The 11,787-nt window shown below is 74.1% G+C and carries 11 protein-coding genes; 9 read left to right on the forward strand and 2 right to left on the reverse strand.

What is annotated here, in order from left to right:
• Positions 1-164: 164 nt before the first annotated feature.
• The 6 genes from ACIQOW_RS14045 (at position 165) to ACIQOW_RS14070 (ending at position 6,424) form a co-directional block, all read left to right on the forward strand.
• A complete protein-coding gene (locus tag ACIQOW_RS14045) occupies positions 165-1,016 on the forward strand; it encodes a hypothetical protein (protein WP_401083863.1) in 852 nt (283 codons plus the stop codon).
• Between the two features lie 142 nt (positions 1,017-1,158).
• A complete protein-coding gene (locus ACIQOW_RS14050) occupies positions 1,159-2,049 on the forward strand; it encodes an ABC transporter substrate-binding protein (protein WP_188301782.1) in 891 nt (296 codons plus the stop codon).
• Positions 2,050-2,080: 31 nt separating this feature from the next.
• Positions 2,081-3,100, forward strand: a complete 1,020-nt coding sequence (locus ACIQOW_RS14055; protein ID WP_401083865.1) for an amino acid ABC transporter permease — start codon at positions 2,081-2,083, stop codon at positions 3,098-3,100.
• Between the two features lie 5 nt (positions 3,101-3,105).
• On the forward strand, positions 3,106-3,906 hold the full coding sequence (locus ACIQOW_RS14060) for an amino acid ABC transporter ATP-binding protein (protein WP_317620529.1): 801 nt from the start codon (positions 3,106-3,108) through the stop codon (positions 3,904-3,906).
• Positions 3,906-5,564 (forward strand): amidohydrolase family protein, encoded by a 1,659-nt coding sequence (locus tag ACIQOW_RS14065; protein ID WP_401083867.1) that lies wholly within the window; start codon positions 3,906-3,908, stop codon positions 5,562-5,564. Before ACIQOW_RS14060 ends, ACIQOW_RS14065 begins: the two co-directional genes overlap by 1 nt.
• On the forward strand, positions 5,561-6,424 hold the full coding sequence (locus ACIQOW_RS14070; protein ID WP_401083869.1) for a serine hydrolase: 864 nt from the start codon (positions 5,561-5,563) through the stop codon (positions 6,422-6,424). The genes ACIQOW_RS14065 and ACIQOW_RS14070 overlap by 4 nt, the downstream gene beginning before the upstream one ends.
• Positions 6,425-6,498: 74 nt before the next feature.
• Here ACIQOW_RS14070 and ACIQOW_RS14075 read toward each other — a convergent pair whose 3' ends face one another.
• Both ACIQOW_RS14075 and lysA read right to left on the reverse strand, forming a co-directional pair.
• Positions 6,499-7,422 carry a LysR family transcriptional regulator gene (locus ACIQOW_RS14075; protein ID WP_401083871.1) on the reverse strand — a complete coding sequence of 308 codons (924 nt, stop codon included), beginning with the start codon at positions 7,420-7,422 and terminating at the stop codon, positions 6,499-6,501.
• 28 nt (positions 7,423-7,450) lie between these two features.
• A complete protein-coding gene (lysA, locus tag ACIQOW_RS14080) occupies positions 7,451-8,803 on the reverse strand; it encodes a diaminopimelate decarboxylase (protein WP_401083873.1) in 1,353 nt (450 codons plus the stop codon).
• Between the two features lie 196 nt (positions 8,804-8,999).
• Here lysA and ACIQOW_RS14085 point away from each other — a divergent pair, with 196 nt between their 5' ends.
• The 3 genes from ACIQOW_RS14085 to ACIQOW_RS14095 all read left to right on the forward strand — a co-directional run bounded on the left by ACIQOW_RS14085 (position 9,000) and on the right by ACIQOW_RS14095 (position 11,781).
• The gene (locus ACIQOW_RS14085; protein WP_401083875.1) at positions 9,000-9,668 is read left to right on the forward strand and encodes a GntR family transcriptional regulator; all 669 of its coding nucleotides are present in this window, start codon (positions 9,000-9,002) and stop codon (positions 9,666-9,668) included.
• Positions 9,669-9,815: 147 nt separating this feature from the next.
• Positions 9,816-11,087: an MFS transporter gene (locus ACIQOW_RS14090; RefSeq protein WP_401083877.1), complete on the forward strand. Its 1,272-nt coding sequence runs from the start codon at positions 9,816-9,818 to the stop codon at positions 11,085-11,087.
• A gap of 160 nt (positions 11,088-11,247) precedes the next feature.
• Positions 11,248-11,781, forward strand: a complete 534-nt coding sequence (locus tag ACIQOW_RS14095) for a Uma2 family endonuclease (RefSeq protein ID WP_401084507.1) — start codon at positions 11,248-11,250, stop codon at positions 11,779-11,781.
• Positions 11,782-11,787: the final 6 nt, after the last annotated feature.

The following is an 11,787-nucleotide window of genomic DNA, read 5'->3' on the forward strand; positions in this document are numbered from 1 at the left end:
GTGTGTGGGGGGGGGGGGGGGGGCGGGGCGGGCGGGGGGGGGGGGGGGGGGGGGGGGGGGGGGGGCCCCCCCCCGCGGGGGGGGGGGGGGGGGGGGGGGGGCCCCCCGGGCCCCCCCCCCCCCCCCCGACCGTCATGACCGACCGAGGAAAGGGAGCGGACCGCATGCCCCGCAAGACGAAGGCCGACGGCCGCGCGCCCCGACGGGCCGGCCGGCTCACGGCACTGATCGCGATCCTGGTGTGCGGCGCCGCGGCGGGCGGCCTGGTCGCCTACCGGGCGGTCTCCGACGAGGCCACCGAACGCCCGGTGACCACCGACGAGGCGGGCCGGCTCGCCCTGTCGCGGCTGAACCTCTATCAGGCGAGCCCGGTGTCCGTGGTGCTCACGGCCGACGAGGGCGGGGGCGTGAGCATCCGGGTCGAGGGGATCGTCGACTACCGCAACCACCGGGGCGTGGGCCGCTACCGGACCACCGGCGCGAGCGGCCCGATGGACCACGGGCTGATCGTCTGGGACACCGGCGGCCTCGGCCTGGCCCCCGAGCCGGCCGGCACCGCCTCCACTGCCGCCCCCACTGCCGCCCCCACGGCCGGCACCGGCACGAGCACCGGCACCGGCTCCGACGCCCCGGCCTGGCAGCTGGCCGAGCACATCCCGCGTCAGGGCTGGTCACCCCGGACCTACACGGCGGACCCGCTGGACGCCGGGCTGAACCTGCTGGTCCAACTCGGCGCGGACCGTCCCGACAACCCGCTGCTGCTCGCCCAGTCCGGGGCCCGCTGGCTGGGCCGGGACCGGATCGACGGCCGCGACCACGACCGCATCGCCGGTCCGCGCGCCCAGGGCGCCGCGCCCGACGGTGCCCGCTCGCCGCTGACCTACTGGGTCGACGGCGACGGCGGACTGCGCCGGGTCACGATGCGGATGCCGGGGCTGGGCACCCCGACCACCGTCGACCTCACCGGACGGCAGGCGGACGCCAAGCTGCCCGAGGCCCCCTGGCTCACCGGCTGACCCGGCGCGGGCGGAAGTCCGCAGGACAGAGCGGTCAGCCGTACAAAAATCGTTGGTGAGGCAGCAATAGCTTCATCATCTTCCGTTCACCGGGATTCGGCTGCCAGCATCGGCGCACCGTCACCGCCCGAGGGAGTAGCCGATGAACCGCCCCCGTTCCCTGCGCTGTCTGGCCGCACTGTCCCTGGTCGTCCTGGCCGCCACCGCCTGCGGGCGCTCCGACCAGGGCGGCTCCCCGGCCGCCGGAGCAGCGCAGGCCGGCCAGAACTCCGGGAAGAGCGCCACCGAGCTGCTCCCCGAGAAGAACAAGCAGAGCGGCGTGCTCAGAGTGGCCACCTCCGTCGGCTACCCGCCGATGGAGATGTACAAGCCCGGAACCACCGAACTGACCGGGGTCGACCCGGACCTCGCCGCCGCCGTCGCCGGGAAGCTCGGCCTGAAGCTCGAACTCTCCAACTCCTCCTTCGACGGCCTGATCCCCGGCCTCCAGGCCGGCCGCTACGACCTGGTGATGTCCTCCATGACGGACAGCGCCCAGCGCCGCCAGGCCGTCGACTTCGTCGACTACTTCCGCACCGGCGGCGTGATCATGACGAAGAAGGGCAACCCGGAGGGCATCAAGTCCATCGAGGACCTCTGCGGCAAGAAGGTGGTCCTCGCCAAGGGCAGCTCCAACCTGGAGATCGGCGAGCAGCAGAACGCCAAGTGCGCCACCAAGATGACGATCTCGCAGAGCGAGGACGCCCCGACCGGGCTCCTCCAGCTGGACAGCGAGCGGGCCGTGGCCACCATCGTGGACTACCCGGTGGCGCAGATGTTCGTCCAGAACAGCGGCTCCTACGAGGTGCTGCCCGACCAGTACGGGACGGCTCCGTGGGGCATCGCGGTGGCGAAGAAGGACTCCGGGCTGCGCGACGCGGTGCAGAAGGCGCTCCAGGAGCTGATCGAGAGCGGTGAGTACCGCAAGGTCCTGGACACCTACCAGGTCGGCGGCAGCGCGGTGGAGCGCGCCACCGTCAACGCGGCGCAGTGAGAACGGCGGCACCGACGAGATGAGCACCGACATGAGAGACCCCGCGATGCCCGCCGACCCCCTGAAGCCCGACAGCGCCCCGAAGGCCGTCCCGGCCGGCCACGCGCCGTCCGCCGCGGGAGCCGTCGACGACGACCTGGCCTTCGAGGTGACCGGGCGCCCCCGCCCGGCCCGCTGGTTCGCCGTGCTGGCGGCGGCCTTCTTCGCCGTCTGGCTCGCCTGGACGGTCATCGTCAACCCCAACCTGCACTGGGACATCGTCGCCAAGTACCAGTTCGACGGCGTGATCCTGGACGGGCTCTGGGTGACGGTCCAGCTCACCCTGATCTCCCAGGTGGTGGGCATCGTCATCGGCGTGGTCGTGGCGGTGATGCAGCTGTCCGACAACCCGGTGCTGCGGACCACCGCCGGGGCGTACACCTGGTTCTTCCGCGGCACCCCGCTGCTGGTCCAGCTGATCTTCTGGTTCAACCTGGCGCTGCTGTTCCCCGAGATCAGCATCGGCATCCCGTTCGACGGGCCCAAGCTGGTCAGCTGGCAGTCCAACACCCTGATCACCGGCTTCGTGGCGGCGCTGCTCGGCCTGTCGATCAACGAGGGCGCCTACATGTCGGAGATCGTCCGGGCCGGCATCCAGAGCGTCGACCCCGGGCAGCGCGAGGCCGGCGCCTCGCTGGGCATGTCCAACCGGCAGATCCTCACCCGCGTGATGCTGCCGCAGGCGATGCGGGTGATCATCCCGCCGTTCGGCAACCAGTTCATCTCGATGCTGAAGACCACCTCGCTGGTCTCGGTCATCGCCGGCGCCGACCTGATGACCGTCTCGCAGCACCTCTACCTCGCCAACTTCGAGGTCATCGCGCTGCTGATCGTCGCGTCCATCTGGTACCTGGTGCTCACCACCATCGCGAGCATCGCCCAGCACGCGGTGGAGCGGAAGTTCAATCCGGCCGGTGCCCCGCCGCCGCTGCACCGCAGGGTGCTGGCGAACCTGCGGCCCGGGCGCGGCGGAGCGCGCAAGCGTGTGACGAAGAAGGGGGAGGGCAAGTGAGGACGATCGACCTGGACGCGCCGGGAGGGACGGCCGCCGAGGTGGTCCTGTCGGCCCGGAAGGTGCGCAAGCACTTCGGGGACCTGGAGGTGCTGCGCGGCATCGACCTGGAGGTCAGGTCGGGGGAGGTGCTCTGCGTGATCGGGCCCTCGGGCTCCGGCAAGTCCACGCTGCTGCGCTGCTTCAACCACCTGGAGAAGATCGACGCCGGGCGGATCGAGGTGGACGGCGAACCGGTCGGCTACGAGCCGCACGGCACCACCGGCGACAAGCTCCGCGAGCGCCGGCCGCGCGACATCCGCCACCAGCGCGAGCGGATCGGCATGGTCTTCCAGCGCTTCCACCTCTTCCCGCACCGCACCGCGCTCCAGAACGTGATGGAGGGCCCGATCGCGGTCAAGCGCCGCCCGCGCGCGGAGGCCGAGCGCCAGGCCCGCGAACTGCTCGACCGGGTCGGCCTGGCCGACCGCGCCGACCACTACCCGGCCCAGCTCTCCGGCGGCCAGCAGCAACGGGTCGCCATCGCCAGGGCACTGGCCATGGAACCGACCCTGATGCTCTTCGACGAGCCGACCTCGGCCCTCGACCCGGAGCTGGTCGGCGAGGTGCTCGGCGTGATGCGCGACCTCGCCCGCAGCGGCATGACGATGATCGTGGTCACCCACGAGATGGGCTTCGCCCGCGAGGTCGCCGACCGGGTCGTCTTCATGGACCAGGGCGCGGTGGTGGAGGCCGGCAGCCCGGCCGAGGTGTTCACCGCCCCCCGGCACGACCGCACCCGGGCCTTCCTCTCGACGGTGCTCTGATGGGAACGATGGGACTGATGGGAGCGGACGTGACCACGACCCCGGCCGACCTGCTGCTGCGCGGCGGCACCCTGGTGGACGGCACCGGGGCACCCGCCCGCCCGGCCGACCTCGCCGTCAGGGGCGGCCGGGTCACCGTCCTGCCGCCCGGCAGCGCGGTGACCGCGGCCGAGACCCTGGACGTCACCGGACGGGTCGTCACCCCCGGCTTCATCGACGTCCACACCCACTCGGACGCGCTCGCCGCCCCGTTCGGCGGCGGCACCCACACCGACGGCGACGCCCTGGACGAGCTGCGGCTGGCCCCGCTGCTCCAGGGCGTCACCACCGAGATCAGCGGCAACTGCGGGATCAGCCTGTTCCCCGCGCTGCCCGGGCGGCTGCCCGAGCTGGCCGGGCACCTGCGGGTCTCCTTCGGCCTCGGCCCGGTGCTGCCCGCCGAGGACTTCGACGCCTTCGCCGCCGGCCAGCGGCCCGAACTGCGGCGCAACCACATCGCCTCGCTGGTCGGCCACGGCACGCTGCGCGCCGGGGTGATGGGCTTCGAGGACCGGCCGCCCACCCCCGAGGAGCTGGACGCCATGTGCGGGCTGCTCGACCGGGCGCTCGGCCAGGGCGCGGCCGGGCTCTCCACCGGGCTGATCTACCCGCCCGGCGTCTACGCCGACACCGAGGAGATCGTGGCCCTGGCGAAGGTCGCCGCCCGGCACGGCAAGCCGTACGTGACGCACCTGCGCGACGAGATGTCCCAGGTGGAGAAGGCGCTGGAGGAGGCGCTGGAGATCGCGGTGCGCTCCGGCGCCCCGCTCCAGGTCTCCCACCACAAGACCGCGGGCCGGCACGGCTGGGGCGCCACCCTGCGGACCCTGCCGCGTCTGGAGCAGGCCCGCGCCGACGGCGTGGACGTGCTCTGCGACGTCTACCCGTACACCGCCGGCAGCACCGTGCTGCACGCGATGCTGCCGCCGTGGACCAGCGAGGGCGGCCCGGCCGCGCTGCTGGAGCGGCTGCGCAGCAAGGAGGTGCGGGACCGCGTCCGGGCGGACATCGCGAACGGCGTCGAGGGCTGGGAGAACACCGTCGGCAACGGCGGCTGGGACCTGATCTCGGTGGCCGCCGCCCCGGCCCGCCGGGCGGCCGAGGGCCGCCGGATCGCCGACCTGGCCGCCGAGCGCGGCGCCGACCCGGTGGACTACGTCTGCGACCTGCTGCTGGAGGCACAGGGCGAGGTGACCATCATCAGCCACTCGATGCGCGAGGACGACGTCCGCCGGGTGCTGGCCAGCCCGCTGTCGATGATCGGCTCGGACGGCGTGCCCAAACCCGGCCGTCCGCACCCGCGCTGGGCGGGCAGCTTCGCCCGGGTGCTCGGCCACTACGGGCGCGAGCAGGGGCTGCTGCCGTTGGAGCTCGCGGTGCACAAGATGACCGGCCTGCCCGCCGGGCGGTTCGGGCTGGCCGGGCGCGGAGTGGTCAGCGACGGCGCCGTCGCCGACCTGGTGGTGCTGGACGCGCAGGCCGTCCTGGACAGCGCGACCTTCGAGCAGCCGCTGCTGCCGCCGGTGGGCGTGGAGACCGTCGTGGTGGCCGGCCGGGTCGCGGTGCGCGGCGGCCGGCCGACCGCGAGCCGGGCCGGAGAGGTGGTGCGGGTCCGATGAGCCTCGCTCAGGTGGCGGCCGCCGCGCGCAGCTCGGCGGCGCTGCCGCTGACCCTCGCGGTGGCCGCCGTCGACGTGGACGCCCCCGACGCGGAGGCCCCCGACGGCGGCGGCGCGGTCGGGGTGGACGACACCGTCGTGCTGCCCGTCGCCAGCGCCTCCAAGCTGCTGCTGCTGGCCGAGGTCGCCCGGCGGCTGGACAGCGGAGAACTGACGGCCGGGCAGCCGGTGGCGATCCTCCCCGAGGACGTCACCGGCGGCACCGGCCTGCTCGGCCGGCTGAGCCGGCCCGGCTGGACGGTGGAGGACCTGGCCTGGCTGACCGCCGCGGTCAGCGACAACACCGCCACCAACGCGCTGCTGCGCCTGGTCGGCCTGTCGGCCGTCGAACGGCTGGCGCGCGGGCTCGGACTGGACCGGCTGACCCTGCACGACCGGGTGCGCGACGAGCGCGGGCCGGACGTCCCGCCGGTGTTCGCCACCGGCACCGCCCGCGACCTGGCCCGCCTGGTGGCCCTCGCGGTCCGCGGCACCATGGCCTCCCCGGGCGCGTCCGCCCGGCTGCTCGACTGGATGCGCGCCAACACCGACCACGGTCTGGTGCCCGCGCTGATCGACCACGACCCGTACGCGCCCGGCTTCCCGGAGCCGCTGCCGGGCCACCTGCTGGTGGCCAACAAGACCGGCACGGACACCGGGGTGCGGGCGGACGCGGGCGTCATCGTGGGCGCCCGGCGGGTGGCCTACGCGGTCGTCGCGCACTGGGACGTGGCGCTCGGCCCCAGCACCGAACGGGCCGCCGTGCACGCCATCCGCGACGTCGGCCGGGCCCTCGCGGCCTGGGCCCAGCGGGCCGCCTGAACCGGCCCAGCCGAACCGGCCGGCCACGACGTGGCCGGCCGGAGGCCGGAGAACGACGAACCGCCGCCGGGGGTTCAGGCCCACTGCATGTCGAGCAGTGACCTGATCTCCCCCGCGGCGGAGCCGAGTTCGGCGAGGAAGGCCTGGAGCACCGGGTTGAGGTTGGTGGCCCGGGTGGCCACGCCGATCCGGCGGTGCAGCTGGGGGTGGTCCAGCCGGCAGACGTGTACCCCGGCGCTGTCGGCCAGGCCGAGCGCCGGGATCAGCGCGACGCCCATGCCGGCCCGCGCGAGGTTGATGGTGACCTGGTAGTGGTCGCTGCGGCAGCGCACCCGGGGGCGGAACCCCTCGGCCGCGCAGGCGCGTTCGAGCACCGGCTCGCCGGTGCTGCCGCCGTGGGTGCCGATCCAGCTCTCGCCCTCCAGCTCGGCGAGCCGCACCACCGAGCGCCGCCCGAGCCGGTGCCGCAGCGGCACCACGACCAGCTGCGGCTCGTCGAAGTACATCCGCACGTCCACCGCCGCCTGGCGGCACCAGGGGTCCAGCGGGTGCTCGAAGACGACGGCCGCGTCCAGTCGGCCCGCCTCCAGGTCGGGGACCAGCTCGTGCGGCTGGCCCATGATCAGCTCCAGCTCCACCTGGGGGTGCCCGGCGGCGAACGCGGCCAGCGCCCGGGGCAGCAGATCCAGCCCCGCGGACGCGAAGAAGCCGAGCCGCAGCACGCCCGCCGCGCCCTCCGAGTGCGCCCGCAGGTCGTCCTGCGCCACGGCCATCAGATCGGCGATCGCCTGGGCGTGCTCGGCCAGCCGGACACCGGCGGGCGTCAGGCGCAGCGACTGCGGAGCCCGCTCCACCAGGGCGACGCCCAGCTCCTGCTCCAGGCGGGCGAGCTGGTGCGAGATGGCGGACGGGCTCAGGTGCAGGGCCTGGGCCGCGGCCACGATGGTGCCCCGGCGGGCGATCTCCAGGAGGACGAGCAGGCGGGCGCTGTTCAGCATCGGCCCAGGCTAAGGCCTGTGTCGTGGATCAGGACGTGTACGCCCGCGCCGCAGCGACCGGTTCCCCGGTGCTGCCCGTGGTGCCGTCCCCGGTGGCGGCGACGTCCAGCCGGAGCAGGTCGTGCTCGGTCTCCCGGCGCACCACCAGACGGGCCTCGCCGTTCCGGACGAAGACCACGGCGGGCCTCGGCAGCTTGTTGTAGTTGGACGCCATGGCGTAGCCGTAGGCGCCGGTCACCGGGGTGGCCAGCAGGTCGCCGACCCGCAGGTCGGCGGGGAGCGCGGCGTCGTCGATGATCACGTCGCCGCTCTCGCAGTGCTTGCCGACCAGCCGGGCGCGCCGCGGGCGGGGGGCCTCGGGGCAGCGCGGCAGGAAGGCCTCGTAGCGGGCGCCGTACAGCGCGGGGCGCAGGTTGTCGCTCATCCCGCCGTCGACGCTGACGTAGGTGCGCACGTCCTCGATCCGCTTGACGGTGCCGACCCGGTACAGGGTCAGCCCGGCCCTGGCGGCGATCGAGCGGCCGGGCTCGACGCCCACCTCGCCGCTCCAGCCGGCGCCGCGCACCGCCGCGTGGACCCGCTCGGCCCAGACGGCGAAGGAGGGGGCGCTCTGCCCGCTCAGGTAGGCCACGCCCAGGCCGCCGCCGACGGTCAGCCGGCGCAGGCCGTGCTCCACCGCGAACCGGGCCACCGCGGCGGCTCCGTCGGCCAGCTCGGCAGGGTCCAGCACCTGGGAGCCGACGTGGGCGTGGACGCCCTCCAGCCGGACGGCGGCGGAGGCCTCGGCCCGGCGCACCGCGGCCGCGGCGGCGCCGTCGGCGAGGCCGAAGCCGAACTTGGAGTCGTGGCCGCCGGTCTGGATGGCCTGGTGGGCGCCGGCCGCGACGCCGGGCGCCACCCGCAGCTGGATCCGGGCCGGGGGCAGGCCCTCCTCGTGGTGCAGCCGCTCGATCCGGTCCAGCTCGTCGAAGCTGTCCACCACGATGTGGCGCAGGCCGACGGTCAGGGCGGTGCGCAGTTCGGCCTCGTCCTTGTTGTTGCCGTGCAGCACGATCCGGTCCGGGGCCACCCCGGCGTACAGGGCGGTGCGCAGCTCGCCGCCGGAGGCGACGTCCAGCAGCAGGCCCTCCTCGGCGGCCAGGCGGGCCATCGCGGTGCACAGGAAGGCCTTGGAGGCGTAGGCGACGTTGCCCCGGCCGAAGGCGGCCACCGCCTCCCGGCAGCGCCGGCGCAGGTGCTCCTCGTCGTAGACGAACAGCGGCGTGCCGTACCGGCGGGCCGCCTCGCTCAGGAGCACGCCGCCGACGGACAGGCCCTCGGGGCGGTACTCGGCGGTGAGCGGCAGCAGGCCCGGATCGACGGGCGGCAGGGCTGGCGACACAGGGGACAAGGCTTCCTCCCGGCTGGCTGGCTGGCCCGCCCATCCTCGGTCCTGGGGGAGGGAGTGAGAAAGCGCATTGTTCCGGCCCTGAGCAGTACGGAAATCGATGCTGCGGAAATCGATGCTGCCGGTGGTCACCACGGCCCGTCCGGGATGTTGCATCCAAGCTTGCATCTATGGTGCTACGGTGTGATCCATGGCCGACACCCCGCCTCCCGCCCGCGTCCCGGCCGCGGACCGCGCGTACGAACTGACCAAGGACCTCATCCTCGGCGGGGGCCTCCCCGGCGGCACGCTGATCAGCGAGGGCGAGATCGCCGAGCGCGCCTCGCTCAGCCGCACCCCGGTCCGGGAGGCCTTCCTGCGGTTGCAGGCCGAGGGCCTGCTCCAGCTCTTCCCCAAGCGCGGAGCCGTCGTGGTGCCGGTCGGGCCCGGTGAGGCCGAGGACGTGCTGGAACTGCGCGAGGCGCTGGAGAGCACCGCCGTGCGCCGGATCACCCGCCGCCCGGACGGCCTCGACCCGCTGGTGCGGCAGCTGACCGGGCTGATCGACCAGCAGCGCGAACCCGCCCGCCTGGCCGACCTCGGCGCCTTCGCCGACGCCGACGAGGCCTTCCACCGGGGCATCGTGACGGCCGCCGGCAACCAGCTGGCCGAACGCTTCTACGGGACGCTGCGCGACCGCCAGCGCCGGATGGCCGTCCAGCTGCTCCAGGAACGGCCGGAGCGGCAGCCGCAGCGACTGGCCTCGCTGGTCGAGGAACACACCGTGCTGGTCGGACGGATCGCCGCCCGCGACGCGGAGGGCTTCACCGCCGCGCTGCGCGCCCACCTGGACGCCCACCGCACCGTCACCGACCGCTGAGCTTCCCGTCCTTCCGGCGCGCGGCACCCGTTCGCGCGCCCGCCCCGACGGACCGCCGGCACCCGGCGATCCGTCCTGCCGTCATGTTGACGCACCGTCAGGCCGGTACGCCGACCATCCGACCATCCGACAAGGAGCAGCACCACCATGAGCACCACCCGGCAGCCGTCCGCCGGTCCCGTCGCACCGTCAGGCCGGGGGAGGCCCTGGCTGCTCGCGGCCCTGGCCATGCTCTGCTGCGGGTGGGGCGGCAACCAGTTCACCCCGCTGCTGCTGATGTACCGCGACCTCGGCGGCTACTCCGAGGTCACCGTGGACGCGTTCCTGGGGGCGTACGTCCTCGGGCTGGTCCCCGGGCTGCTGGTCGGCGGCGCGGCCTCGGACCGCTACGGGCGGCGCCCGCTGATGATCGGCGCGGTGGCCGTCTCGCTGGCCGCCAGCGGAGTGCTGTGCGGCGGTGTCACCGGTGAACTCCCCATCTACGCCGGTCGGTTCCTCACCGGCATAGCCGTCGGCATCGCGATGGCGGTCGGCACCAGCTGGGTCAAGGAGCTCTCCCAGGCCCCGCACGACCCGGCCGCAGACCCGGGGGCCGGCGCCCGCCGCGCCTCGCTCGCCCTGACCCTCGGCTTCGGCCTCGGCGCCGGGGTGGCCGGCGTGCTCGCCCAGTGGGGCCCCTGGCCGATGGTCACCCCGTACCTCGCCCACCTGCTGGTCACCCTGCCCGCGCTGTTCCTCCTCCCGAAGGCCGTGGAGACCAGGGCCCGTACCGTCGCCGTCCGCGGCCTCTGGGCCGACCTCAAGGTGCCGGCGGCCGGGCACCGGCGCTTCGTCCGGGTCATCCTGCCGATGGCCCCGTGGGTGTTCGGCTCGGCCGGCGTCGCCTACGCGGTGACCCCGCAGCTGGTCGGTGACCGGCTCGGCCACTGGTCGCTGGCCTACGCGACCCTGCTGACCGTCCTCACCCTGGGCACCGGCGCCCTCGTCCAGCCCTTCGCCAAGCGCCTGGACTCCTTCTCCTCGGCGCGCGGCGTCATCGTCTCCATGGTGCTGATGGCCTGCGGCATGGCGGTCTGCGCCGGCGACGCGGCGCTCCGCTCCCCGCTGCTCGGCCTGTGCGGCGCGGTCTTCCTCGGCGCCGCCTACGGCATCGGGGTGGTCTCCGGCCTGCTGGAGATCCAGCGCATCGTCACCCCCGACGACCTGGCCGGCATCACCGGCGTCTACTACGCGCTGTGCTACTCGGGCTTCCTGCTCCCCGCGGCGCTCGCGGCGCTCTCCCCGCTGGCCTCCTACACCGTGATGCTCGGCGTGGTGACGGCCCTCGCCCTCGCCAGCCTCGCCGTGATCGTCCTCTCCTCCCGCCGCCACCTCCCCGCCCCGGCGGCCCCGGTCCTCGTGGAGGTTCCGGCCGACTGACAACGGATTCCGGCACGAACCGGTCGTACAAGGAGGTCAGGCGGTCGAGACACGTCCAATCCCGGTCGATCGAGGGAATGGCCATACGGTCTGGGAGAGAATCCGCGATGGGAAGGAGACGCGTTGTGAGTACGGCACCCCAGGTCCCTGGCGACTACAGATCGTCAGCGACCCCGAGAGGGCACTGAAGTACGCGATCCGGCATACGGCGGGCGACCGCACCGAGATCATCGAGGGAGTCATCACCCCCATGTCGCCATCGTGGGCGCACGAGTCCGCCGCCGAGGTCGTCCGCCGCCAGATCACCCCGCGTCTGGAGCAGCTGGATCTGGTGTCCGGGTCCGGCGACCTCGACCTGCCCGGCAGCGAGAACTGGTACATCCCGGACCTGGCCGTCGTGCCGGCCGAACTCGCCGAGAAGACCGAAGGCGCGCTGCTGCCCGATCAGACCCTCCTGATCGTCGAGGTCATTTCCCCTTGCACCGCGGAGACCGACCGCCTCGTCCAGCGCCGCCGCTACGGCCAGTACGGTGCTCCGCTCTACCTCCTGGTCGACCGGCAGAACCGCAGCTGCACCCTGTACAGCGAGCCGACCCGGCTCGGCTACGCCGCCGAGAGCGGCCCGCACCCCTTCGGTACGCCCGTCCGCCTCCCGGAGCCCTTCGACATCGACCTCGACACCACCCGCCTGTAGCGGCCG

Origin of the sequence: Kitasatospora sp. NPDC091335 (assembly GCF_044757205.1) — a bacterium.
Classification (GTDB): Bacteria; Actinomycetota; Actinomycetes; order Streptomycetales; family Streptomycetaceae; genus Kitasatospora.